Here is a 23,630-nt window from a genome sequence, read left to right as displayed (position 1 = left end):
CAGCCCCGTAAGGGGCGCGGGGAACGGCGCGAGAAACCCCCACGCACCCGCAGGCAACAACGGCGCACCAGCCCCGCAGAGGGGCGCGGGGAACTGCCCACCAGCCCCGTAAGGGGCGCGGGGAACGGCGCGAGAAACCCCCACGCACCCGCAGGCAACAACGGCGCACCAGCCCCGCAGAGGGGCGCGGGGAACTGCGCACCAGCCCCGTAAGGGGCGCGGGGAACTGCGCGAGAAACCCCCACACACCGGCAGGTAAGTACGACGCACCAGCCTCACCTAGGGGCGCGGGGAACTGCGCACCAGCCCCGCACGGGGGCCGCGGGGGGAACGCCGCCAGCCCCACGCACCCGCAGCAGAAACACCGCCCCCCGGAGCCCCGCGACTACGCCGCCAACCCCAACGCAGCCATCCGCTTCGTATGCGCCTCAGTGATCCGCGAGAACATCCGCCCGACCTCGGCAAGGTCGAAGCCATCGGCCACGCCCCCGACCAGCATGGTCGACAAGGCATCCCGATCAGCAACGACCCGCTGCGACTGCGAGAGCGCCTCGCCCATAAGGCGACGGGCCCACAGCGCCAGCCGCCCACCCACACGCGGATCCGCGTCGATCGCGGCCCGCACCTTCTCCACCGCGAAGCTCGCGTGCCCCGTGTCATCGAGCACACCGAGGACGAGACGACGGGTGTCCCCGTCGAGCCGCGCCGCGACCTCCCGATAGAAGTCACTGGCGATCGAGTCACCCACGTACGCCTTGACCAGGCCCTCGAGCCAGTCGGACGGCGCCGTCTGGCGGTGGAAGCCGTCGAGCGCGGCCACGAACGGCTCCATCGCCTCGGTCGCGTCCGCGCCGATCGCCGAGAGCCGGTCCCGCAACTGCTCGAAGTGGTGGAACTCCGCCGACGCCATCTTCGCCAGCTCCGCCTTGTCGCCCAGCGTCGGCGCCAGCTTCGCGTCCTCCGCGAGCCGCTCGAACGCCGCGAGCTCCCCATATGCGAGCGCTCCGAGCAGGTCCACGACCGCGGCGCGGTAGTTCGGGTCGGCGGAAGCGGTCGTCCAGTCCTGGGCAGCGATTCCCTTGGGTTCGGCAGGTGTGTCAGCGGCGGTGTCAGGCGTCTCCATAAACCGCACAATAGCCCGCGCGCAGCAACGTGTAAGGGCCTGGTCAGTGACTGTGACGACAGTGACGTGACGAATTCGCCAGACACGGCTGCGAGATTCCGGGGTACAGTGGTAATGCGCCCGCCGAATATTCGACGGGCCGTACGAATGAGGATGCCCGGTCGGAGGCCCGATCGGCTCCGAACCGACAGCCCTCCAGGCGGCCCGCACAGTGCGGACGGCACGAGGAGGGAACCTCAGCGGTACGAGCGCTCGAGCGCAGGCAGTGGTCCCGCGCCCCCGGCCCCGCCCCCCAAGCAGCCGGCGGTAGTGGCACGGTCACGACCCCCCAGCGTTCGCCTCGGGCCGCGTCTCACAGAAGAGGCAATGCCCTGACTACGACTTTCCGCGATCTCGGAATTCTCTCCGAGACGGCCGAGGCCCTCGAGGCCGTCGGCATCATCAGCCCTTTCCCCATCCAAGAGATGACGCTCCCCGTCGCGCTCTCGGGCAGCGACGTCATCGGCCAGGCCAAGACCGGCACCGGCAAGACGCTCGGCTTCGGTCTCCCGATCCTGGAGCGCGTCACCGTCCCCGCGGACGTCGAGGCCGGCCGGGCCAAGCCCGAGCAGCTGACCGACGCACCGCAGGCGCTCATCGTCGTCCCCACGCGTGAGCTCTGCCAGCAGGTCACGAACGACCTCCTGACCGCCGGCAAGGCACGGAACGTACGCGTCCTCGCCATATACGGCGGCCGTGCCTACGAGCCGCAGGTCGAGGCCCTCAAGAAGGGCATCGACATCGTCGTCGGCACGCCGGGTCGTCTGCTCGACCTCGCGGGCCAGAAGAAGCTGAACCTCAAGCACATCAAGTGCCTGGTCCTCGACGAGGCCGACGAGATGCTCGACCTGGGCTTCCTGCCCGACGTCGAGCGGATCATCAACATGCTGCCGCCGAAGCGTCAGACGATGCTGTTCTCGGCGACCATGCCGGGCGCGGTCATCGGCCTGGCCCGTCGCTACATGTCGCAGCCCACGCACATCCGCGCCACCGCGCCGGACGACGAGGGCCAGACCGTCGCGAACACGAAGCAGCACGTCTTCCGCGCGCACAACATGGACAAGCCCGAGATGGTCTCGCGCATCCTGCAGGCCGAGGGCCGCGGACTCGCGATGATCTTCTGCCGCACGAAGCGGACCGCCGCCGACATCGCCGAGCAGCTCGAGAAGCGTGGCTTCGCCTCGGGCGCCGTGCACGGTGACCTCGGTCAGGGCGCCCGTGAGCAGGCGCTGCGCGCATTCCGCAACGGCAAGGTGGACGTGCTCGTCTGCACGGACGTCGCCGCGCGCGGCATCGACGTCGGTGGCGTCACGCACGTCATCAACTACCAGTCCCCCGAGGACGAGAAGACGTACCTGCACCGCATCGGCCGCACCGGCCGCGCGGGTGCCAAGGGCATCGCGATCACGCTGGTCGACTGGGACGACATCCCGCGCTGGCAGCTGATCAACAAGGCGCTGAACCTCGGCCTCAGCGACCCGGTCGAGACGTACTCGAGCTCTCCTCACCTGTACGAGGAGCTGAACATCCCGGTGGGCACGAAGGGTGTCCTGCCGCGCGGCGAGCGGACCCGTGCCGGGCTGCGCGCCGAGGAGGTCGAAGACCTCGGCGAGACGGGCGGCAAGGGCGGCTCGCGTGGCCGCGACCGCGGGCGCGACGGCGGCCGTGACGGCGGCCGTGACCGTGGGCGCGCTTCCGAGGTCGCCCCGGAGCGCGAGCCGCGTGAGGCGCGTACGCCGCGTCGCCGCCGCCGCACCCGTTCGGGTACGCCGCTGGAGACCCCGGCGGTTGCGGTCGCCGAGGCCGCCGCGCCTACGGCGGTAGCCGCCCCCGAGGCCGAGCCGACGGAGCCGCGCACGCCGCGCCGCCGCCGCCGGACGCGGAGCGGTTCGGAGGCTGCGGAGGCAGTGGTCGACACGGTCGAGGCCGTGGAGCCCCCCGCCCCCGAGACCGAGCCGAAGAAGCCCCGCCGCAAGGCAGCGGAGCCGACCCTGACAGAGGTGCCCGAGGCCCCGGCGGAGAAGCCCCGCCGCAGGACCCGCAAGGCAGCGGAGCCGGCGCTGTCAGAGGTGACCGAGCCCGCCGAGGCCGAGACCCCGGTGGAAAAGCCCCGCCGCCGCACCCGCAAGGCAGCGGAGGCAGCAGTCGACACGGCCGAGGCCGAGGCCCCGGTGGAGAAGCCCCGCCGCCGAACGCGCAAGGCAGCGGAGCCGGTCGCGGAGGCCGCCGAGGCGGAGGCACCGGCCACCAAGCCGCGCCGCACCCGCAAGGCCGCGGAGCCGGTGGCGGCCGAGGTAACCGAGGCCCCGGCGGAGAAGCCGCGCCGCAGGACCCGCAAGGCAGCGGAGCCGACGGTGGCAGAGGTGACCGAAACCCCGGCGGAAAAGCCGCGCCGCAGGACCCGCAAGGCAGCGGAGCCGGCGGTGGCAGAGGTGACCGAGGCCGGTATCCCCGCTCAGCCGACGGAGGGGACCAAGCCGCGTCGCCGTACGCGCAAGGCCGCGGAGGCTCCGGCTGCCGCCGAGGAGGCCACGGTCACCAAGCCGCGCCGCAGGACCCGCAAGGCGGTGGCTGCGCCGGCCGAGGAGAGCTGACGCGCTCCGCTGAGCAGTAACACCCGAAGGCCCGGCCCCCACAGGGGACCGGGCCTTCGGCCTACCCACCTCCCCCACCACGCCGACCAGACCAACTCCCGCCGCCACGCGCCGGACTCCCCCACCCACCCACCCGATCCCCCGCATCAACGGGCAAGCCGAACGGGCCATCGGGACACGGCTCCGCCCGATGCCCCGGCAAACGCACAGAAATCCCACCCACCCCGCTCCGCCACGGGGTAATCGGGCGATTGGATGGGAGAAATCTGCCCACCTACAACTGCGGAGGCGCTCGGGCGGATGAGCGGCAAGAGCCCGCGCGAAGCACGGGCAGACGCCGACAGCACACCAGCAGACCAGCCCCACCACCCTGCCACTGCGGGGCAATCGGGCATGCGGGTGGGAGAAGTCCGCGCGAAGCGCGGAAGCAGACCCACCCCGCCCCTCCCCTGCAACCGCGGGGTGCTCGGGTGGGTGGGTGGGAGAGATCCGCGCGAAGCGCGGAAAGGACCCCCGCGCCGCACCAGCAGAACAGGCCCACCACCCCCTGCCACTGCGGGGCAATCGGGTGGGTGGGTGGGGAAAACCGCGCGGAACGCGGGGAACGCATCCGCGGCGTACCGCGAGAACAACCCCGCCCACCCTGCAAACCGCGGGGCGCCCGGGTGGGCGGGTGGGTGGGTGAATCGCGCGAAGCGCGGGGAACGCGCCCCGCGGCGCAGCAGCGGAAGTCCCCCTGCGACTGCGGAGTGCATGCCCGCGCGGAGAAGCAAGACGCCGGCCCCCGGCAGCACCACCCCACCGCAAAGCCACCCGCAGGGACCCGCAGAACACCCCACCCACCCGCCAGCTAGCCTCAAGGCATGAGCAGGCCCCCGACCTTCACCCCGCCCCCCGGCGTCGACGCCAGCCCCCTCCGGACCGCGCGCGGCGACTTCGCCGCCCTGGACGCCCGCCCGGCCGGCAAGGCCAAGGGCACCGTCCTGCTGCTCCCCGGCTTCACCGGGAGCAAGGAGGACTTCATCGCGCTGCTCAAGCCCATCGCAGATGCCGGGTACCGAGCCGTCTCCGTCGACGGCCGCGGCCAGTACGAGACCGCAGGGCCGGCCGACGACGAACTCCCGTACGCACAGGACGAGTTGGCGAAGGACGTGCTCGCTCAGGCCGACGTCCTCACCCAGGCCAGCACCCTTACCCAGGCCAACGCCCTCACCCAGCCCGACGCAGTCACCGGCGCCACCCCCCACCTCCTGGGCCACTCCCTAGGAGGCCTCATCGCCCGCGCCGCCGTCCTCCAAGCCGCCACCCTCCAAGCCGCCGCCCCCGCCCCCACCTTCGCCTCGCTCACCCTGATGGCGTCAGGCCCGGCCCAGATCGCCCCCTCGCAGCAGGCGCGCGCCAAGATGCTGACGGACGCGCTCGGGGTTCTGTCGATGGACGAGGCATGGGCTGCCATCCAGGCGATGGACCCGCCGGAGGAGACCGACCTCGACGGCGACGCCCTGCGTGCCCGCTGGCTGCGGCACAGTCCCGCCCAGCTCATCGCCACCGGCAAGCAGCTCTGCGTCGAGCCCGACCGCGTCACGGAACTCGCCGCGCTCCCCCTGCGCAAGCACGTCATCTCCGGCGAGCGCGACGACACCTGGCCCATCCCCTGGCTGGACGACATGGCGGCCCGGCTGCACGCCCACCGCACGGTCATCGCCGGAGCCGAGCACTCCCCCAACACCGACCGCCCCGCGGAGACCGCCGCCGCCCTCATCGCCTTCTGGGACCGGATCGAGAGCAGCGAAGGCAGCGCCTAGTACTGCGTCTGCAGATGCCCCCAGAACCCGTCCCGCAGCGCCCGCCGCAGATCCGACTGCCCCCGCAGCGAGTACGCGAGCAGCTTCTCGGCCTCCACCAGGAGCTCCTGGTCCACGGACCCGGGCAGGTACGGATGCCCCGGCAGGAGGTCCACCAGCGCCGCACGCCCCCGCGCGGCCAGCCATCTGGCGGCGATCTGCGCGCCCACGAAGCGCACGTCCTCGCGCGCGGGCCGCGGCGTGCCCGCGCCCTCGTACGTCGCGTACGTCGTGACCGAGCGCGGGGACACGTACGGCTTGAAGAAGTCGAGGTCGAACGTGCGCTGGCTGTCGACCTCCCACAGCAGCGGCTCCGCCTGATTGCGGCCCTCGGCGGCCTCGATGCCCCACAGATGCACCCGCGCGCCATACCCCTGCGCCGCCTCCACCGCCGAGACCAGGTCCTCGTCGCCGCCGATCAGGGCCGCGTCGCTGATGGCGCGGTGCCTGGCGAGTGACTCCAGATCCGTCCGGATGAGGGAATCCACGCCCTTCTGCTGATTGTTCGCGTTCAGGTTGCCCAGGCGGACCTTGACGTCGGGGAGCTCCGCGATCGACTGCTGCTCCACCGTATGGATGCGGCGCCGCGCACCGTCGTACCAGTAGACGCGCAGCAGGCGGCTGTCCGCGAAGATCGTGCGGGCCTTGTCGATGAACGCCTCGATCAGCCCCTCCGCGTCCAGGTCGAAGGCGCGCCGGTCCTCGGTGCCGACCGCGAGTCGCCCCGCCGCGGCGTACACATACCCGGCGTCGACGAAGATCGCGTGCGTGGACGGCGTCTTCGCCACCTCGGCGAGCATGCGCTCGAGGAGGGAGTTGGCGCGCTCCAGCTGGGCACTGATCTGGGTGCTGACCTGAGTGCTGATCTGAGTGCTGCTCTCGATCTCGTCGTTCATCGGTGCCATTGTCCCGTTGGTCACGCAGCGAACACAACTGGTTCCGCTACTCGCGAGTAATTAGCCTGTCGAAAAATTTCCTTAGCGTAGGGAATGTTTGCTGGGGGCAACTCGTTGTACCCGTATGGAACGCCGGACACAGCTGTCCCGGTGGCCACCACACCCAGTAGTTCTCCTTCAGGAGGATGACCAGACGAAGGGAGAAGCCTTATGCGCTTCGAAATCATGCGACTCGACGACGTCGACGGCGCCGCCGTGGACCGGACCGTCGTAGACGCCGCCTCCGTCAATCGGATCGTGCAGCAGGCCGCAGCGATCGGCCAGCGCATCTATATCCGACCGGCCGAATCCCCGGCCTCGTAACGCCAGGTTGCACGCATAAGCTGCGCACACAGGCTGCGCGCACAGGTTGGAGGGCCCCCGTACACCTTTGGTACGGGGGCCCTTGGCATGTCCAAGCACATCCAGCACATCCAGCACCTCGGCACGTCCGAGCGCTCCCGGCCGAGGCACCCTAGACGCCCTACGCGCCCTAGGCGCCGTTGATCACCTGCGTCACACCGTTGATGATCTGCTGCACCGCGATCGCGGACAGCATCATGCCCGCGAGCCGCGTCACCAGGACCACACCGCCGTCCTTGATGACCCTGATGATCAGCAACGAGTAGCGCATCACCAGCCACAGCACGACGTGCATCGCCACGATCGCCGCCCACACGGAGATCTGCGTGCCGACGCTGTCGGCGTCCTGGACGGCCAGGATGACGGAGACGATCGCGCCGGGCCCCGCGAGCAGGGGCATGCCCAGCGGTACGAGGGCGACGTTCACGTCCTTGGTCTGCTTCGGCTCGTCCGTCTTGCCGGTGAGGAGGTCGAGCGCGATCAGCAGGAGCAGCAGACCGCCCGCGATCATCAGCGCGGGGACAGAGACATGCAGGTAGTCGAGGATCTGGTGGCCCAGGACACCGAAGACCGCGATGACGCCGAAGGCGACGCAGACGGCCTGGAAGGCCATCTTCCGCTGCACCTTGGCCGGGCGGCCGGAGGTGAGTCCGAGGAAGATCGGCGTGATCCCGGGGGGATCCATGATCACAAAAAGGGTGAGGAAGAGGGAGCCGAAGACGGCGACGTCGAACACAGTGATGGCCTTGCGGTGAAGTGAGCGTACGAAAATGCCGCACGGGGCGCGGCGGACAAGAGGGGCGGGGAGAGCGCTACGCGCCGGTGCGTCCGCCCGCGCCCGGCACCGGGAACGCCCCGGTCGCGCGCCGCGTGATCTCCCCGTAGATCTCGGGGTCGGTGGTGAACTCTCCGAGCACGCAGGTCTTGCGGCTGCCGTGGTAGTCGCTCGACCCCGTGGCAAGCAGGCCGAGGTCCGCGGCGAGGCCGTGCAGCCGGGTGCGGGTGGCCGGGTCGTGGTCCATGTGGTCGGCCTCGACGCCGTCGAGTCCGGCGGCGGCCAGCGCCGCTATCGCGGTCTCCGGCACCACCTGACCGCGCTTGACGGCCGCCGGGTGAGCGAAGACGGTGACGCCGCCCGCGGCCTTGACCAGGCGGATCGCGTCGAAGGGGTCCAGCTCGTGCTTCTCGGCGTACGCACGGCCGCCGTCGGCGAGCCAGTCCGCCGTGAAGGCGTCCGAGACGGTGGGCACGACGCCCAGCTCCACCAGCGCCTCGGCGATGTGCGGGCGCCCGACCGAGCCGTCGCCCGCGATGCGCGCGACCTGCTCCCAGGTGACCGGGACGCCGAGCTCGCGGAGCTTGCCGATCATCGCCTTCGCGCGGGGCACCCGGTCGTCGCGCACGAGCTCGCGCTCACGGGCGAGCTCCGGCTCGTCGGGGTCGAAGAGGTAGGCCAGCATGTGCAGGCCCACGCCGTCGAGGCGGCAGGAGAGTTCGGCGCCGGTGACGAGGGTGAGCCCCCGGTCGAGCCCCTCCAGGGCCGCGACGGCCTCCGCGTACCCGCGGGTGGTGTCGTGGTCCGTGAGCGCGACGACGTCGAGTCCGGCGGCGGCCGCGTTGCGCACCAACTGCGCCGGGGTGTCCGTGCCGTCGGAGGCGGTGGAGTGGGTGTGCAGGTCGATGCGCACGACGCGGACTCCAGGCTCTGACGGGACGGAGACGGACCGGTCCACGAGGGACGGTCGCAAGGGGGGACGCTCAAGGATAACGGGACCCGAACGTTCCACCGCCCGCCCCAGGAGAGACCCCGCTCACTGACCGACCGCGCCAACCGCGCCAGTCGCCCGCTCCGAGGAGACGCTCAGAGGAGACGCCCTCCACCGCATCAGCGACCCCTCAGCAACCCCAAGCGAGAAAAAGCCGCCCCGCCTCACGAGGCAACCCCCGCACCACCTCACGGCCCCAGAATCCGCGGGGAAAGCGCCCCGCAAGGCAGCAGGTCCACCTCGGCGCCCGCGTCCCGCAGATCGGTCAGGACCAACTCGTCGTACATCAGGAGTCCCGACTGCTCCGGCCACGCGATCGCCCACAGCCACAGGCCGCGTGCCTCGCCCGCGAACACCGCGCGGTCGTCCGGCGTGCCCGCCACATGCCACAACGGGGTCGGTCGGCCCGCCGCGAGCAGCTTGGCCTGCGGCGGCTTCTCGACGTTCAGGTACGGGCCGGGGTCCGGGCCGTCGACTCCGGCATACCGCGCGCCGAGCCCGACGCCGAGCTCCTCGGCGACCAGGACCAGCTCGCCCATGCCGCCGAGCGGCGCGGGGCCGGAGCAGGCTACGGCGGTGGCACGGCCCCCGCTGCGGTCGTCGCCCGCGCAGGCCACACCCGTGAACAGCCAGCCGACCGGCAGCGGCCACGGCATCCAGACCGGAACCTGCGCGCGATGCACCACGACCTGGAGCGCCTCGACGCTCGGCGGGATCACAGGCTGCAGCGGATGCACCGTCCCGTGCACATCGCACTGCCAGGAGTCGGCAAAGAGGCCGGGAGCCCTGACCCGGCCACCACACTTCGGGCAACTGGGTTCGCCCCTCATAACGACCAACGGTCCTCCCCGGTCGTCGCCCCGTCAAGGACGATCACCCGTCCGGTGGCCCTGTCACCAGGCGAAACTAGATGTAGCTTGCATCTTTTAGCTTGGCTAACTAATGTGTGTATACGTCAACGATCTCGACGGAAGCCGCTAAGGAGCAGGCATGAGTACCAGCACCGCAGGTCCCACCGGAGCGGACCCGTTCGACGAGGGAGCGACCAGTCTTCTGCGGCAGCCGAAGGCTGTCTGGGCCACCGCCGGCGCGTCCGTCGTCGCCTTCATGGGCATCGGGCTCGTCGACCCGATCCTCCCCTCCATCGCGAAGGGCCTGGACGCGTCCGCGAGCCAGGTGTCCCTGCTCTTCACCTCCTACTTCCTGATCACCGCCGTCGCGATGCTCGTGACCGGGTTCGTCTCCAGCCGGATCGGCGGCAAGAAGACCCTGCTGCTCGGCCTCGCGCTCGTCGTGGTCTTCGCGGGGCTCGCCGGCACCTCGGGATCGGTCGGCGAGCTCGTCGGGTTCCGCGCGGGGTGGGGTCTCGGCAACGCACTCTTCGTGTCGACCGCGCTCGCGGTCATCGTCGGCGCGGCGGCCGGCGGCAGCGCCGCCGCGATCCTGCTCTACGAGTCGGCGCTCGGTCTCGGCATGGCGTGCGGACCGCTGCTCGGCGCGGTGCTCGGCAACGCGAGCTGGCGCTACCCGTTCTTCGGCACCGCCGTCCTGATGGCGGTCGGCTTCCTGTGCATCACGGCGTTCCTGAAGGAGCAGCCCAGGCCCGCGCAGAAGACCTCACTGCTCGCGCCGATCAAGGCCCTCGGTCACGGCGGGCTCGCGTCGGCCGCCGCCTCCGCGTTCTTCTACAACTACACGTTCTTCACGGTCCTGGCCTTCACGCCGTTCGTCCTGAACATGACCCCCTACAAGTCGGGGGCGATCTTCTTCGCCTGGGGTCTGCTGCTCGCGGTCTTCTCGGTGCTCGTGGCGCCGCGGCTGCAGGCGAGGTTCGGCTCGCTGAAGGTGCTCGGCGGTTCACTGGTGCTGCTCGCGGCGGACGTGCTGGTGCTGGGGTACGGCAACCACGCCACGGCCATCGTCTGCACGATCCTGTCCGGCGCCTTCATCGGCGTGAACAACACCGTCTACACCGAGCTCGCGCTCGGCGTCTCGGACGCACCGCGCCCGGTGGCCAGCGCCGGCTACAACTTCGTCCGGTGGTTCGCGGCGGCCGCCGCCCCGTTCTTCGCGCCGAAGATCGAGGAGTGGAGCAACATCCACATCCCCTTCGTGGTCGCGGCCGTCACGGCGGTGCTCGGCGCGGTAGTGGTCTGGGTCCGCAAGGACTCCCTGACGCACGAAGCCGAGGAGCTCGAACCGAAGCACGCGACGGAGGACGGCGTCACCGTCTTCGCCAACTGAGCTCTCCTGCCGGGGGTTTCAGTCCAGGGACACGGACTTGCGCAGCGGATCGCGCAGGTCCGTCCCGCTGCTCAGCCAGCGCTCCTGCAACGCCTGCGCGCCGTGCACCCGCTTCCACGCGCCCTCGTTCGGCGTCATGGGAAGGAGCGGCAGGAACCGTACGGGCTCCATGGGCTCGTCGAGCTCCAGGTCCTCGACCAAGCCGCCCGACTCCGCCACCAGAACCGACGTGAACTGCGCGCCCGGCCACAGCGGTTCACCCACGTCGAGCGAGGCTCCGGGAGCCACGATCAGGCCCTCGACCTGCGGCGACGCGGCCAGTACGGCGAGCGGGCGAAGCACCTTGTCCGTGTCGGCGACCCCGCCTCGTACCGTGAGGATCAGCTCCGCGCGCGGGCCCTTGACCGGGTCGGCCAGCGCGGCGGTGGGATCGGCCATTGGCTGCGCCGACATGCCGAGGGTGGCGTACCTGATCAGGTCCCCGTCCGTGAAACGCAGCACTTCGATGCGGTCGGTGCCGAGGAAGGTCACCGCGGCGCGGGCGTCCGGTTCACCGAGGGCAGTGCGGAGACGGGCCTCGACCAGAGCAAGAACATCAGCCATGGCGCGAGCATAGAACTCGTCAGTGCGGGGTAAAGACGGGGCTTGACACTTCAGTCGGCTGATAGTGTTGGCCGCTGGTCCCGGGCAGCACGCAGAGCGCGCTTTCAAGCCCGGGCAGATGACTTGGCGCGCTACGCGCTTGGGACTTCCCCTACGGGGGACCGGCCGGAGGAGGTGGGGCTGCCATGGATCGAAGTCGACCGTGCAGTACCACCCGTTCTTCCGTCTGACACCTCACGCAGCCCTGTAGCTGCCACTGCGCGTCGGCACTCCCCGTGCTCGCGTGCGACGGAAGAGCACTTCGTTTCCACCTGATCTCTCTGTGTTCCCTGATCTGAGTCAGTAGCGAAGCTGCCACCGCGATGGTGCGGTGCTCCCCGCTTTGTGGACGTGCCAAACATCCTCAGCAGGACGTCCCCATTCCGGGTAGTTCCAACCGTCGCAGGCCGCCTCCGTCGAAGGAGCCTGCCCATGTCGATGATCCGCGACCTTCGCGCCGCCGTCCGCCCCTCGCTCCGCAAGGACGGCAGCGCCTACAGCTCGTACGACACCACGCGCGACCCCACCGCCGCCTCCGCCGTCGTCGACTGTGCCGTCTACCGCGACGGCCGCCGCGCGGCCTGTGACGACACGCTCACGCCGCATGAGGCGATGCTCCAGGTGCGTCGCGACGGCGGCTTCGCCTGGATCGGTCTGCACGAGCCGACGGAGCAGGAATTCGCCGGTATCGCCGCCGAGTTCGGGCTGCACCCGCTGGCCGTCGAGGACGCGGTGCACGCACACCAGCGGCCCAAGCTGGAGCGTTACGACGACACGCTCTTCACCGTCTTCAAGACCATCCACTACGTGGAGCACGCCGAACTCACCGCCACCAGCGAGATCGTGGAGACCGGCGAGGTGATGTGCTTCACCGGGCGGGACTTCTTCATCACGGTCCGGCACGGCGGTCACGGCTCGCTGCGCGGCCTGCGGCGCCGGCTCCAGGAGGAGCCCGAGCTCCTCGCCAAGGGCCCTTCCTCCGTCCTGCACACCATCGCGGACCACGTCGTCGACGGCTATCTCGCGGTGGCCGACGCCATGCAGGACGACATCGACGAGGTCGAGACCGAGGTGTTCTCCGCCCCGAGCAAGGGCAAGGGCTCCGCGCGCGGTGTCGACGCCGGGCGGATCTACCAGCTCAAGCGGGAGGTCCTGGAGTTCAAGCGGGCCGTCTCGCCGCTGCTTCGGCCCATGCTGCTGCTGAGCGAGCGGCCGATGCGGCTCGTCGACCCGGACATCCAGAAGTACTTCCGTGACGTCGCCGACCACCTGGCCCGCGTCCAGGAGCAGGTCGTCGGCTTCGACGAGCTGCTCAACTCGATCCTCCAGGCCAACCTCGCGCAGGCCGCGGTCGCGCAGAACGAGGACATGCGCAAGATCACCTCCTGGGCGGCGATCATCGCCGTGCCGACGGCGGTCTGCGGGGTCTACGGCATGAACTTCGACCACATGCCCGAGCTGCACTGGCGGTTCGGCTACCCGATGGTGCTCGGCCTCATCGCCGGAGCCTGCTACACCATCCACCGCACCCTGAAGCGCAACGGCTGGCTCTAGGGTCCGGGCGGCACGCGGCTCGATAGGCTGCGCGCATGACAGACACGCTGCTCGCCCAGGCCCTCGTCGAGGAGGCCACCAAGAAGTCCGGCCTCATCTGGGTGCGCGGCGAAGGCCCTGCCCGTGCCCTGTGGCACGTGTGGCACGAGGGCGCGGCGTGCCTCATCGGCGACGGCCCCGGCGAGCAGCCGCTGCCGGGGCTCGTCGACGGCGGCACCGCCGAAGTGACCGTACGCAGCAAGGACAAGGGCGGCCGGCTCGTCGCCTGGACGGCGGAGGTGACCGAGCTCGCGCCGCGCTCCGAGGCGTGGGAGGCGGCCGTCGCCGAGCTCAAGGGCAAGCGCCTCAACGCCCCCGACGGCGAGCGGATGCCGCAGCGCTGGGCGGACGAGTGCCGGGTCGTGCGGCTCACCCCGCGGGACACGATCACCGACCTGCCCGACGGCTCGCTCGCGGCCCCGCCCCTGCCGACCGCGGCAACCACCCGCAATCCGGTGCCCGAGGCGCTGCCCCGGCTGCTGTTCAAGCGGAAGAAGCGGCGGGGCTGACCCGACCCCGGACCGAATCCCGGACCGGACCCCGGGAAACCGGGCCTCTAGGAGTCGGGCAGCTGCTCGCCGTAGTCCACCATCTCGTCCTTGGCCGGCTCCTCCAGGGTGAAGTCCCTGCCCCAGTCGCTGAGCCGGAGCGTGCCCGCGTCGCCCGCGCGCTGCAGGCGCAGCGGGTAGGGCTTGCCCTTGAGGGAGACGTCCAGGGTGCCGCCCGCGCCCTTGTCACCGGTGATCTTGATGCTGGGGTTGCCCGACGTCGTGCTGCGCTCTCCGGTGGCGAGTGCGCCGTGCAGGGTGAGCATGCCCTCCAGGAGGAGGTCCTTGTCGGTGAAGCCGCTCAGCTGCTGGTAGGACGCGTCTTCCTCGGGGACCTTCACGTACTTGCCGTCGAGCTTCGCCGCGGCGCCCTCGTCCGCCTTGCCGGGCTTCTCGCCGCCCTTGGCGTCCTCGTGGGTCCAGAAGGCGGAGTCGGCCATCAGGAAGAGCTGCTTGCCGACGCGCAGCAGCTTGAAGGTCTCGCCCTTGGAGGTGACCGAGCCGCTGCCGCCGTCGTCCTTGAGCCGCATGTCGAGCTTGTACGTGTGGCCCTTGCTGACCAGCGTGCCGGAGAGCCGCACCGCGGGTGCCGCGTCGGCCGCCGCGCGGGACTTGCTCTGGATCTTCGCGGCGGAGAGTTTGCCGATGCCGTTCGTGCCCGCGTCCGGATCCTCTTCGCTGCTGCACCCGGTCAGACCGGTGACCCCCAGGACGAGGCCCGCGCACATCGCGCTCACGAGGGCCGTCTTTCGGATACGGCGGACCGGGGGAATCGCTGACACAGGGGGCGCTGCCTCTCGTGGGGACGACGGCTACGGCTACGGCAGTACGGCAGCGTACCCGTGCTGACTAGGTAGATTGTCGCCAGTCCGGCGGGACGCTCCGCCGGGGCGTATCCGACCGGGACGGGCTAGCCTGAAGCCCGCATTGCCCGGCAGAACGGCATGAAAAGGTCACGAGCAGAGGAGGGGGCGTGCAATGGCGGCAAGCGCCTCCCGGGTCTTCGTGTCACATCTGGCCGGTACCGCCGTCTTCGACCCGAACGGCGACCAGGTGGGCCGGGTGCGCGACCTGGTGGCGACGCTGCGAGTGCAGCGCAGACCGCCCCGCCTCCTCGGCCTGGTCGTGGAACTGTCGACGCGGCGCCGCATCTTCCTGCCGATGACCCGGGTGACCGGCATCGAGACGGGACAGGTCATCACGACCGGCGTACTGAACGTGCGGCGCTTCGAGCAGCGGCCCACCGAGCGGCTCGTGCTCGGCGAGATGCTCGACCGGCGGGTCAGGCTCGTCGAGTCGGACGAGGAGGTCACCGTCCTCGACGTGGCGGTCCAGCAGCTGCCGGCCCGCCGTGACTGGGAGATCGACCGGGTCTTCGTACGCAAGGGGAAGGGCGGCACCTTCCGCCGCAAGGGCGAGACGCTGACCGTCGAGTGGTCGGCCGTCGACGGCTTCTCCCTCGAGGAGCACGGTCAGGGCGCCGAGAGCCTGCTCGCCACCTTCGAACAGCTGCGCCCCGCCGACCTCGCCAACGTCCTGCACCACCTGTCGCCGAAACGGCGTGCGGAGGTCGCGGCGGCCCTGGACGACGACCGGCTCGCCGACGTCCTCGAAGAGCTCCCCGAGGACGACCAGATCGAGATCCTCGGCAAGCTCAAGGAGGAGCGCGCCGCCGACGTCCTGGAGGCGATGGACCCGGACGACGCCGCCGACCTGCTCGCCGAACTCCCCGAAGAGGACAAGGAACGGCTGCTCACGCTGATGCAGCCGGACGACGCCGCCGACGTACGGCGTCTGATGGCGTACGAGGAGCGCACCGCGGGCGGTCTGATGACGACCGAGCCGATCGTGCTCAGGCCGGACGCCACGGTCGCCGACGCGCTCGCACGGGTGCGCCAACAGGACCTGTCCCCCGCCCTCGCCGCGCAGGTCTACGTGTGCCGCCCTCCGGACGAGACCCCGACCGGCAAGTACCTGGGCACCGTGCACTTCCAGCGGCTCCTGCGCGATCCGCCGTACACGCTGGTCAGTTCGATCCTCGACGACGATCTCCAGACCCTCGCGCCGGAGACCGCGCTGCCGCAGGTCGCCGGGTTCTTCGCCACGTACGACATGGTGGCCGCCCCCGTCGTCGACGAGGGCGGCTCGCTGCTCGGCGCCGTCACCGTCGACGACGTGCTCGACCACATGCTGCCGGACGACTGGCGCGAGACCGAGTTCCACCAGGAAGAGGTGCCGCGTGCCACCGGGTGACCGTGAGCGGGACAACCGCACCGAGCAGCGGACCGCCCCCCGCTTCCGGCTCGACCAGCCGCGGCCGCCGCGCCGCAAGTTCCTGCCGGAGTACGACCCCGAGGCGTTCGGGCGGCTCTCTGAGCGGATCGCGAGGTTCCTCGGCACGGGGCGCTTCATCGTCTGGATGACGGTCACGATCATCGTCTGGGTGGCCTGGAACGTCTGGGCGCCCGAGGTGCTGCGCTTCGACCCGTTCCCCTTCCTGTTCCTGACCCTCGCGCTCTCCCTCCAGGCGTCGTACGCGGCGCCCCTGATCCTGCTGGCACAGAACCGGCAGGACGACCGGGACCGGGTCAACCTCGAACAGGACCGCAAACAGAACGAGCGGTCCATCGCGGACACCGAGTATCTGAGCCGCGAGATCGCCTCGCTGCGCATGGGCCTGGGCGAAGTGGCCACCCGCGACTGGATCCGCAGCGAACTCCAGGACCTGGTCAAAGAGCTGGAGGAGCAGCGCAGGGGCCATCGCGTCGTATTCCCGGCCGAGGAGAGCGGCGGGCGTGACGTAGGCGACCGTTGACGGCTCTTTCCGGGGCGGGGTTACCGCGCCGTACTATCGGACGTATGGCTACGGAAGACGCGGTGCGTGAAGCACTGGCGACGGTGAACGACCCCGAGATCCATCGACCCATCACCGAGTTGGGGATGGTCAAATCGGTCGACATCTCCCCTGACGGGGTGGTGGCGGTCACCGTGTACCTCACGGTCTCCGGGTGCCCGATGCGCGAGACCATCACGAAGAACGTGACCGACGCGGTCGCCGCCGTCGACGGCGTCACGCGCGTCGACGTCACGCTCGACGTGATGAGCGACGAGCAGCGCAAGGAGCTGGCGAGCGCCCTGCGCGGCGGCACCGCCGAGCGCGAGGTCCCCTTCGCCAAGCCCGGCTCGCTGACCCGTGTCTACGCCGTGGCGTCCGGCAAGGGCGGCGTCGGCAAGTCCTCGGTGACGGTGAACCTCGCCGCCGCGATGGCGGCGGACGGCCTGAAGGTCGGCGTCGTGGACGCGGACATCTACGGCCACTCCGTGCCCCGAATGCTGGGCGCGTACGGCAAGCCCACCCAGGTCGAGGACATGATCATGCCGCCGTCGGCGAACGGCGTGAAGGTCATCTCGATCGGCATGTTCACGCCGGGCAACGCCCCGGTCGTATGGCGCGGCCCGATGCTCCACCGCGCCCTCCAGCAGTTCCTCGCGGACGTCTTCTGGGGCGACCTGGACGTCCTGCTGCTCGACCTGCCGCCGGGCACGGGCGACATCGCGATCTCCGTCGCCCAGCTGGTCCCGAACGCCGAGATCCTCGTCGTGACGACGCCCCAGCAGGCGGCGGCCGAGGTCGCCGAACGCGCGGGCTCCATCGCCGTACAGACCCACCAGAAGATCGTCGGCGTCGTCGAGAACATGGCGGGGCTGCCCTGCCCGCACTGCGGCGAGATGGTCGACGTCTTCGGCACGGGCGGCGGCCAGCGCGTCGCCGAGGGCCTCACGAAGACCACGGGCGCCAACGTCCCGGTCCTCGGCTCCATCCCGATCGACGTGCGCCTGCGCGAGGGCGGCGACGAGGGCAAGCCGGTCGTCCTGACGGACCCGGAGTCCCCGGCGGGCTCGGCGCTGCGCACGATCGCGGGCAAGCTGGGCGGCCGCCAGCGCGGCCTCGCGGGCATGACCCTGGGGATCACCCCGCGCAACAAGTTCTGAGGCCCTCCCGGGCGTCTGCCGTACGCCGATGGGGGCGCCGCTCGTCATGAGCGGCGCCTCCATCGGCGTATGTGTGCGCTGGCCGGACCGGCCGGCCGCGTCCTAACCGGCCGCGTAGTCGTGGATGTCCTTGACCACGGAGAAGCCCAGGCCGTACGCGCTCATGCCGCGACCGTAGGCACCCAGGTGGACGCCTCCTTCCGTGGACCCGGCGAGCACCCAGCCGAACTCGGACTCGCGGTAGTGGAACGAGGTCGGCACCCCGTCCACCGGGAGCGAGAGCGTCGACCAGTCCTCGCCCTGCAGGTCGTCCGCGAGGACCCAGGCCGTCTCGGTCTGCTGGTCCAGCCAGTCGTCACGCAGGCTGTGGTCCATCTGGCTGGGCCAGGTGAAGGACAGCAGACCCACTCCGGCGAGCCAGGCCGCGGACGACACCGATGTCGCCTCGAGGAGGCCCGTGCCGTCCGGGCTGCGCCGCACCGGGTTGGCCGCGACGGTCACCACGGCCGCGAAGCGCTCCTTGTCGTTGTTGCCGAAGGGCCCGTCACTCCGTACCGACGGCTCATCGCCGTGCCCGATGGAGCCGTGCTCCACCGCGCCGTCCGCGGCGGTGCCGACCTGCATCAGCCAGCGCTCGCCCGTGAAGGCCTCGTCGAGGCCGTACCAGGGGAAGGGCGCCAGCAGATAGCTGTCGACCGTGCGCCGGGCGGAGGGCATCGCCTGTGCGGTGCCGTCCGCGGCCGGCGCCTGTGCGCCTACGCGACTTGTCGTCTCCATGTACCCGGCCGCCTCCTCGTTCTCATCGGTCCGCAGGGCCCGCCCCCCTCGGGCGTCCTCAGCCGGACAACAAGGCAGGATAGCCACACCCGTTCCGGAACCTGGGACACCGGTCGGCGGTCGGGTGACGCGAAAGGCGTGCCGGGAGGCGTGCTCAGGGGCGCGGAGGGGGTGCCTCGGAGGAGGTCAGGTGGCGTCCGCGTCGAACGGCGGGTGGTCGGCGGGAGCGGCCTTCTCGGGCTTCTTGTCCATGTCGATACGGCCGTCCTTCTTGGCCATGTCGATGCGGCCGCCGCCCGCGTCGGACGTACTGTCCCTGCCGGTCGCGCCGTCGGAGGATTCACTCTCCCGCCCGTGGACCGCGTCCGTGACCTCGGCCATCTCCTTCTTCAGGTCGAAGCCGTTCCGGATTTCCTTCAGGCCGAGCTCGTCGTTGTCGAGCTGCTTGCGGATGAAGGTCTTCGGATTCAGGTCCTCGAACTCGAAGTCCTTGAATTCCGGGCCGAGTTCACTGCGGATGTCCGCCTTGGCGCTGTCCGAGAATTCACGGATCTTACGAATGGTCCGCGAGGCGTCCTGGATGAGCTTGGGCAGCTTGTCCGGGCCGAAAACGAGCACGGCGAGGATGATCAGCGCCACTACCTCGAGCGGGCCAATGTCTGAGAACACCTTGAGCTCCTTGCCATCCGGACCGCGTCCACGGTACCTGGCGTTCCTGTCCGTCCGGTAGCCGCTGGGCGACAGACGTGGATCAGTTCCCGTCCGATGCGCCGAGCACGAGCGTCACTTTCCGGTCCTTTCCTGCGCGCTGGACGGTCAGTTCGAGGCGGTCCTTGGGACGGTGGGCGCGGATCTTGACGATGAGTTCGTCGCCGGAGTGGATGCGCTGGCCGTCCACTTCGGTGATGACGTCGCCGGGCTCGATCCCGGCGCGGTCGCCCGGACCGCCCTTGTTCACGGCGGGCCCGCCGTCCTTGCCCTTCTCACCGACGCGGGCGCCGTCGCCCGTGTACTCCATGTCGAGCGTGACACCGATCACAGGGTGCGTGGCCTTGCCGGTGTTGATCAGCTCTTCGGCGACGCGCTTGCCCTGGTTGATGGGGATGGCGAAGCCGAGGCCGATGGAACCCGCCTGGCCGCCGCCGGGGGCCGAGCTGTCGTCGGCGGAGCGGATGGCGCTGTTGATGCCGATGACGCGGGCCTGGGAGTCGACCAGCGGGCCGCCGGAGTTCCCGGGGTTGATGGGGGCATCGGTCTGGAGCGCGTCGACGTAGCTGACGTCGCTGCCGTCGCCCTTCTCGCCGCCGGCGGTGATGGGGCGCTCCTTGGCGCTGATGATGCCGGAGGTGACGGTGTTGGCCAGGTCGAAGGGGGCTCCTATGGCGACCACGGGGTCGCCCACCTGCACGTTCTCGGAGTTGCCGAGGGGCAGCGGCTTGAGTCCGCGTACGCCGGAGACCTTGACCACGGCGAGGTCGTAACCGGCGTCGCGGCCGATGACCTCCGCCTTGGCGGTCTCTCCGCCGCTGAACGTCACCGATATTTCGCCGCCCGTGCCGGCGGGCTCGACGACGTGGTTGTTGGTGAGGATGTGGCCCTTGCCGTCCAGCACGAAGCCGGTGCCGGTGCCTTGCGCCTCGTCGCCGCTGACGTGCAGCGTCACGACGCCGGGCAGTGAGCTCGCCGCGATCCCGGCGACGCTGTCCTTGGCGCGGGTCTTGTCCTGCGAGTCCGCCTGCGGCAGCTCGATGTCCGAGACCCCGGCGTTCCGCTCGACATAGGCCCCGATGGCTCCGCCGATCCCCCCGGCCACCAGGGTGATGACGGTGATCCCGACCAGAATGAGCCGCCGCGCACGCTTCTTCTGCTTCGCCTCGTCGACGGGTACGGCACCGCTCTGCTGAAGGGGCGCGTTCCAGGGGTCGTACGGCTGGCGGGGCGGGGCGATGGCTTGGGGGTGAGGCTGGTGCGGGTCGGGCTGCGACTGTTGCTGCGGGGCCGGGTGGGGCTGGGACTGGGCCTGCGGCTGCGGGCCCGGGTGAGACTGGGCCTGCGGCTGCGGCTGTTGCTGCGGGCCCGGGTGGGGCTGAGACTCGGCCTGCGGCTGCGGCTGCGGCTGCGGGTGGGGCTGGGGAGTGATTCCGTGGGCGGCGGCCGGAGCCGGGCCGGGGGTGCCGTGGGGCGGGGTTCCGGCATGATGCGCCGCCGGAAGCTGCGTGCCGCGGGCCGGGGTCGCCGCCGGGTGCTGTACGGGCGGGGCGGGGGCCCAGGGGCCGGGCTCACCGTAGGGCGGGGTGCTGTACGGATCGGGGTCGTGCAGCGGGCGGGGCCGCTCGGCGGGGCCGGTGGCCGAGTCGGGCGGAGTCAGGCCACCGGAGCCAGGCCCTGCCGGCGCACCGGAAGCCATGCCGACCTGGGCGGGAACCCCCGGGGCGGCCGGAGGCACGGCGTTGGAGCCGGGTGTGGCAGGCGCAAGGGTCGCCCCGGACAGAGTGCCCGAAGCATCGGTGGAGTAGGCCGGAGCCGAAACGTCCCCAGCCGCCGGGCCGGCCGGAGGCACGGCGACGGAGCTGGGTGTGGCAGGCGCAGTCGGGGCCGCGTCGGGCGAAGAGCCCGCAACGTCGGCGAGGGAAGCCGCAGGCACGGCGTCGGAGACAGGTGCGGCAGGCGCAGTCGGGGCCGCGTCGGGCGAAGAGCCCGCAGCGTCGGCGGAGGAAGCCGCAGGCGCGGTACCGGAACCGGGCGCGGCAGGCGCAGACGGAGCGGCGTCGGGCAGAGTGCCCGAAGCGTCGGTGGAGTAGGGCGGAGCCGAAACGTCCCCAGTCGCCGAGCCGGCCGGAGGCACGGCGCCGGAGCCGGGTGCGGCAGGCGCAGACGGGGCGGCGTCGGGCGGAGAGCCCGCAACGTCGGCGGAGGAAGCCGCAGGCGCAGACGGGGCCGCGTCGGGCAGAGTGCCCGCAGCGTCGGCGGGGTAAGCCGCGGAGCCGGGTGCGGCGAACCCAGAGGTTGCCGCAGGTGGAAGTGCCGCTGTCGTGGCCGCGTCCGGCGGTGTCGCCGCGGCCAGGGTGAAGTCGCCCGAGGCGTCCTCCGCCCGGCCGGTGGCGTCTGTCCCCTCCGGTCGCCCCGTTCCGTCAGGCGCGGAGGCCGACCTGGGGCGGCTCCACCACTTCGCCTTCGTGGGCTTGCCCTCGTCCATGCTCTCCCCACACCTGGCCTACGGCGGACGCCGATCACGTGCTCATCTCCGCGCCCGCCACAAGCCTCGGGCAGGCACGGCCCACCAAGGATTCAACCAGGTTCCCGCACCGAAGCGCAGAGCACGTCAGCGTATCCGCGAAGCGCCCTGCAGCGTGCCCTCGACGGGCGAGGCCGCCGCGGTGCTCGCCGGGTCAGCCCCGTCCACCGTCGGCACCGTGCCCGCGGGGGACGCGCTGCCCTGTACAACGGGAGGGACCGGACGGATCAGCGGGGACATGATGGCCGCGCCGGTCAGCATCGGCGCCGCCGCCTGATGCCCTGCGTACACCGGCTCGGGCTGCTGGACACGAGGACCCCGCACGGGCACTCCGGGCAGCAGGGGCCCGGTCGCCTGCGTGGGCGCGACCGGCGCCGCGAGGACCCCGGGACGCTGGCCCTGGACCGACAGCGGCCCGCTGCCTCGGCGGCGCACCGAATCGGGAGCCGCGGTGACCCCCGAGCCCGGCGAACGCATCGGCGACGCGCTGCTCTTGCTGTTGCCCGATGTGTTGCTGCCCGAGCTGTTGCTCGTACCGGAGCCCGCGCGCGGGTCACCGGGGTCGGCGGGCATGCCCGTCGTGACACCGCCCAGGGCTATCGCGGCCAGCGACACCGCACCCGCGGCGGCGAAGGCGAACCGCCGCCCGCGCCACAGCGACCGCTCGGCCTCGGCACGGCCGACGTCACGGCCCGCGTCACGGCGGTCGACGTCATGGATGCGGAAACCGCGCCCCGACCCCGGCAGCACCCCGGCATGGCTGCCCGACGGCGCATAGCCGAAGGTCTCGGGCCGCACGCCGAAGACTCCGCTCGGCGGCAGCCCTGACTCACTGTCCGCGGTGGCGAAACCGCCGCCAGGGGCCCTGGGGCCCGAAGGAGGCTCGCTGCCACCGCCGGGAAGGCCTTGGAGCCGGGCGAGGAAACTCTCGGAGGGAGGCGGCGGCGCCACCTCGGCGAAGACACTCTTGAGCCGGCGCTGCGCGTCGGCCTCGGTCTTGCACTTCGGACAGGTCGCGAGATGAGCGAGAACCCGCTCACGCGCGTCATGGCCCAACTCACCGTCCACCAGGGCGGCGAGTCGGTCCCCCAGATGCTGCTCGGCCAGATGCCGCTCGGCAGGATTCGACCGTGATCCACTCACGCGGTCGCGCCCCCTCCTCCCAGCGCCACGGCTCCTGCGAGCGAGCGGCGCTCGGCGCGGGCTTCGGGCGACCGGTGCTGAAGGGCCTTGCGCAACTGCGAACGGCCACGGTGGATACGGCTGCGGACCGTGCCCAGCTTGACGCCGAGAGTCGCGGCGATCTCCTCGTACGAGAGACCTTCGATGTCGCACAGGACCACGGCCGCACGGAACTCGGGCGCGAGGGTGTCGAGTGCCTGCTGGACGTCCGCGTCGAAGTGCGTGTCGTTGAAGACCTGCTGCGGCGACGGCTCACGGCTGGGGAGGCGCTCGGCCGCGTCGTCACCAAGGGCATCGAAACGGATGCGCTGCTTGCGGCGCACCATGTCCAGGAAGAGATTCGTGGTGATGCGGTGCAGCCAGCCCTCGAACGTGCCGGGGGTGTACGTCGACAGGGACCGGAAGACACGGACGAAGACCTCTTGCGTGAGGTCCTCGGCGTCGTGCTGATTGCCGGTCAGGCGGTATGCGAGGCGATAGACGCGTCCGCTGTGCGTGCTGACGATCTCCTCCCAGGTGGGCGGAGTCCACGCCTGCGATTCCGCATCAGCGGCAAAGGTCGCGGTCTGAGCGGAGTTGGCGGTGTGGAATCGGTCAGCGGTGTCGGTCACGGATTTCGGCTCACCCGCCAACCCGAGAAAGCGCCTCAACGCTCCTCCCCGATCCGCGGACGCAGCCGCACCTCCCCTGTCGGCTCTGGTGGTGTCCAGTGGAGCCCCTACCATAACCACCTCGCCCGTTAGCTCCGGATA

21 protein-coding genes are annotated in these 23,630 nt (G+C 71.0%); 9 read left to right on the top strand and 12 right to left on the bottom strand.

The window, feature by feature from the left end:
- Positions 1–385 precede the first annotated feature (385 nt).
- Entirely contained in the window at positions 386–1,123 is a 738-nt protein-coding gene (locus tag ACZ5U5_RS35125; RefSeq protein ID WP_451206527.1) for a ferritin-like fold-containing protein, read from the bottom strand.
- 464 nt (positions 1,124–1,587) lie between these two features.
- Here ACZ5U5_RS35125 and ACZ5U5_RS35120 point away from each other — a divergent pair, with 464 nt between their 5' ends.
- Both ACZ5U5_RS35120 and ACZ5U5_RS35115 read left to right on the top strand, forming a co-directional pair.
- Positions 1,588–3,756: a DEAD/DEAH box helicase gene (locus ACZ5U5_RS35120; RefSeq protein WP_469030019.1), complete on the top strand. Its 2,169-nt coding sequence runs from the start codon at positions 1,588–1,590 to the stop codon at positions 3,754–3,756.
- Positions 3,757–4,619: 863 nt separating this feature from the next.
- A complete protein-coding gene (locus tag ACZ5U5_RS35115; protein WP_469030016.1) occupies positions 4,620–5,561 on the top strand; it encodes an alpha/beta fold hydrolase in 942 nt (313 codons plus the stop codon).
- Here the strand turns inward: ACZ5U5_RS35115 and ACZ5U5_RS35110 are convergent.
- Positions 5,558–6,505, bottom strand: a complete 948-nt coding sequence (locus tag ACZ5U5_RS35110) for an NYN domain-containing protein (protein WP_469030014.1) — start codon at positions 6,503–6,505, stop codon at positions 5,558–5,560. The two genes, ACZ5U5_RS35115 and ACZ5U5_RS35110, sit on opposite strands and share 4 nt — an antisense overlap.
- Positions 6,506–6,706: 201 nt before the next feature.
- On the opposite strand from ACZ5U5_RS35110, the gene ACZ5U5_RS35105 reads away from it, so the two are divergent.
- Positions 6,707–6,859: a hypothetical protein gene (locus ACZ5U5_RS35105; protein ID WP_167829028.1), complete on the top strand. Its 153-nt coding sequence runs from the start codon at positions 6,707–6,709 to the stop codon at positions 6,857–6,859.
- A 169-nt stretch (positions 6,860–7,028) separates the two neighbouring features.
- On the opposite strand, the gene ACZ5U5_RS35100 is transcribed toward ACZ5U5_RS35105, so the two are convergent.
- The 3 genes from ACZ5U5_RS35100 to ACZ5U5_RS35090 all read right to left on the bottom strand — a co-directional run bounded on the left by ACZ5U5_RS35100 (position 7,029) and on the right by ACZ5U5_RS35090 (position 9,494).
- Positions 7,029–7,634, bottom strand: a complete 606-nt coding sequence (locus tag ACZ5U5_RS35100) for a MarC family protein (protein ID WP_469030011.1) — start codon at positions 7,632–7,634, stop codon at positions 7,029–7,031.
- 76 nt (positions 7,635–7,710) lie between these two features.
- Positions 7,711–8,586 (bottom strand): PHP domain-containing protein, encoded by an 876-nt coding sequence (locus ACZ5U5_RS35095; protein ID WP_469030008.1) that lies wholly within the window; start codon positions 8,584–8,586, stop codon positions 7,711–7,713.
- Positions 8,587–8,852: 266 nt separating this feature from the next.
- Positions 8,853–9,494 (bottom strand): DUF6758 family protein, encoded by a 642-nt coding sequence (locus ACZ5U5_RS35090; RefSeq protein WP_469030005.1) that lies wholly within the window; start codon positions 9,492–9,494, stop codon positions 8,853–8,855.
- A gap of 160 nt (positions 9,495–9,654) precedes the next feature.
- Here ACZ5U5_RS35090 and ACZ5U5_RS35085 point away from each other — a divergent pair, with 160 nt between their 5' ends.
- Entirely contained in the window at positions 9,655–10,908 is a 1,254-nt protein-coding gene (locus ACZ5U5_RS35085; protein WP_469030003.1) for an MFS transporter, read from the top strand.
- 18 nt (positions 10,909–10,926) lie between these two features.
- Here ACZ5U5_RS35085 and ACZ5U5_RS35080 read toward each other — a convergent pair whose 3' ends face one another.
- Entirely contained in the window at positions 10,927–11,511 is a 585-nt protein-coding gene (locus ACZ5U5_RS35080; RefSeq protein WP_469030000.1) for a suppressor of fused domain protein, read from the bottom strand.
- 471 nt (positions 11,512–11,982) lie between these two features.
- On the opposite strand from ACZ5U5_RS35080, the gene ACZ5U5_RS35075 reads away from it, so the two are divergent.
- Both ACZ5U5_RS35075 and ACZ5U5_RS35070 read left to right on the top strand, forming a co-directional pair.
- Positions 11,983–13,104, top strand: a complete 1,122-nt coding sequence (locus ACZ5U5_RS35075) for a magnesium and cobalt transport protein CorA (RefSeq protein WP_469029998.1) — start codon at positions 11,983–11,985, stop codon at positions 13,102–13,104.
- A 35-nt stretch (positions 13,105–13,139) separates the two neighbouring features.
- Positions 13,140–13,652, top strand: a complete 513-nt coding sequence (locus ACZ5U5_RS35070) for a hypothetical protein (protein ID WP_469029995.1) — start codon at positions 13,140–13,142, stop codon at positions 13,650–13,652.
- A gap of 47 nt (positions 13,653–13,699) precedes the next feature.
- On the opposite strand, the gene ACZ5U5_RS35065 is transcribed toward ACZ5U5_RS35070, so the two are convergent.
- The gene (locus ACZ5U5_RS35065; RefSeq protein WP_469030610.1) at positions 13,700–14,419 is read right to left on the bottom strand and encodes a hypothetical protein; all 720 of its coding nucleotides are present in this window, start codon (positions 14,417–14,419) and stop codon (positions 13,700–13,702) included.
- Positions 14,420–14,669: 250 nt separating this feature from the next.
- On the opposite strand from ACZ5U5_RS35065, the gene ACZ5U5_RS35060 reads away from it, so the two are divergent.
- The 3 genes from ACZ5U5_RS35060 to ACZ5U5_RS35050 are packed head-to-tail and all read left to right on the top strand — an operon-like array spanning position 14,670 to position 17,684.
- Complete coding sequence (locus ACZ5U5_RS35060; RefSeq protein WP_469029992.1) at positions 14,670–15,944, top strand: magnesium transporter MgtE N-terminal domain-containing protein; 1,275 nt, start codon at positions 14,670–14,672, stop codon at positions 15,942–15,944.
- On the top strand, positions 15,931–16,506 hold the full coding sequence (locus tag ACZ5U5_RS35055; protein ID WP_469029989.1) for a DUF1003 domain-containing protein: 576 nt from the start codon (positions 15,931–15,933) through the stop codon (positions 16,504–16,506). Before ACZ5U5_RS35060 ends, ACZ5U5_RS35055 begins: the two co-directional genes overlap by 14 nt.
- 44 nt (positions 16,507–16,550) lie before the next feature.
- Complete coding sequence (locus ACZ5U5_RS35050; RefSeq protein WP_469029986.1) at positions 16,551–17,684, top strand: Mrp/NBP35 family ATP-binding protein; 1,134 nt, start codon at positions 16,551–16,553, stop codon at positions 17,682–17,684.
- Positions 17,685–17,786: 102 nt separating this feature from the next.
- Here ACZ5U5_RS35050 and ACZ5U5_RS35045 read toward each other — a convergent pair whose 3' ends face one another.
- The 5 genes from ACZ5U5_RS35045 to sigE form a co-directional block, all read right to left on the bottom strand.
- A complete protein-coding gene (locus ACZ5U5_RS35045) occupies positions 17,787–18,461 on the bottom strand; it encodes a hypothetical protein (protein WP_469029984.1) in 675 nt (224 codons plus the stop codon).
- 186 nt (positions 18,462–18,647) lie between these two features.
- Complete coding sequence (locus ACZ5U5_RS35040; RefSeq protein WP_469029981.1) at positions 18,648–19,130, bottom strand: sec-independent translocase; 483 nt, start codon at positions 19,128–19,130, stop codon at positions 18,648–18,650.
- Positions 19,131–19,212: 82 nt separating this feature from the next.
- Complete coding sequence (locus tag ACZ5U5_RS35035; RefSeq protein WP_469030607.1) at positions 19,213–21,237, bottom strand: S1C family serine protease; 2,025 nt, start codon at positions 21,235–21,237, stop codon at positions 19,213–19,215.
- 546 nt (positions 21,238–21,783) lie between these two features.
- Positions 21,784–22,839, bottom strand: coding sequence for an anti-sigma factor family protein (locus ACZ5U5_RS35030; RefSeq protein WP_469029978.1), 1,056 nt, complete (start codon positions 22,837–22,839; stop codon positions 21,784–21,786).
- A complete protein-coding gene (gene sigE, locus ACZ5U5_RS35025; RefSeq protein WP_363209104.1) occupies positions 22,836–23,603 on the bottom strand; it encodes an RNA polymerase sigma factor SigE in 768 nt (255 codons plus the stop codon). Before sigE ends, ACZ5U5_RS35030 begins: the two co-directional genes overlap by 4 nt.
- Positions 23,604–23,630: the final 27 nt, after the last annotated feature.

The organism is Streptomyces sp. NPDC033177 (genome assembly GCF_055577715.1).
Note: the sequence above shows the minus strand (reverse complement) of the source record. Positions and strands in the feature narration are given on the sequence as shown.

Excerpts from the sequence above, each read along its gene's own strand:
- ACZ5U5_RS35125 (WP_451206527.1), bottom strand. The coding sequence starts at position 1,123 with ATGGAGACGCCTGACACCGCCGCTGACACACCTGCCGAACCCAAGGGA.
- ACZ5U5_RS35120 (WP_469030019.1), top strand. The coding sequence starts at position 1,588 with ATGACGCTCCCCGTCGCGCTCTCGGGCAGCGACGTCATCGGCCAGGCC.
- ACZ5U5_RS35115 (WP_469030016.1), top strand. The coding sequence starts at position 4,620 with ATGAGCAGGCCCCCGACCTTCACCCCGCCCCCCGGCGTCGACGCCAGC.
- ACZ5U5_RS35110 (WP_469030014.1), bottom strand. The coding sequence starts at position 6,505 with ATGGCACCGATGAACGACGAGATCGAGAGCAGCACTCAGATCAGCACT.
- ACZ5U5_RS35105 (WP_167829028.1), top strand. The coding sequence starts at position 6,707 with ATGCGCTTCGAAATCATGCGACTCGACGACGTCGACGGCGCCGCCGTG.
- ACZ5U5_RS35090 (WP_469030005.1), bottom strand. The coding sequence starts at position 9,494 with ATGAGGGGCGAACCCAGTTGCCCGAAGTGTGGTGGCCGGGTCAGGGCT.
- ACZ5U5_RS35085 (WP_469030003.1), top strand. The coding sequence starts at position 9,655 with ATGAGTACCAGCACCGCAGGTCCCACCGGAGCGGACCCGTTCGACGAG.
- ACZ5U5_RS35080 (WP_469030000.1), bottom strand. The coding sequence starts at position 11,511 with ATGGCTGATGTTCTTGCTCTGGTCGAGGCCCGTCTCCGCACTGCCCTC.
- ACZ5U5_RS35075 (WP_469029998.1), top strand. The coding sequence starts at position 11,983 with ATGTCGATGATCCGCGACCTTCGCGCCGCCGTCCGCCCCTCGCTCCGC.
- ACZ5U5_RS35070 (WP_469029995.1), top strand. The coding sequence starts at position 13,140 with ATGACAGACACGCTGCTCGCCCAGGCCCTCGTCGAGGAGGCCACCAAG.
- ACZ5U5_RS35065 (WP_469030610.1), bottom strand. The coding sequence starts at position 14,419 with ATGTGCGCGGGCCTCGTCCTGGGGGTCACCGGTCTGACCGGGTGCAGC.
- ACZ5U5_RS35060 (WP_469029992.1), top strand. The coding sequence starts at position 14,670 with ATGGCGGCAAGCGCCTCCCGGGTCTTCGTGTCACATCTGGCCGGTACC.
- ACZ5U5_RS35050 (WP_469029986.1), top strand. The coding sequence starts at position 16,551 with ATGGCTACGGAAGACGCGGTGCGTGAAGCACTGGCGACGGTGAACGAC.
- ACZ5U5_RS35045 (WP_469029984.1), bottom strand. The coding sequence starts at position 18,461 with ATGGAGACGACAAGTCGCGTAGGCGCACAGGCGCCGGCCGCGGACGGC.
- sigE (WP_363209104.1), bottom strand. The coding sequence starts at position 23,603 with ATGGTAGGGGCTCCACTGGACACCACCAGAGCCGACAGGGGAGGTGCG.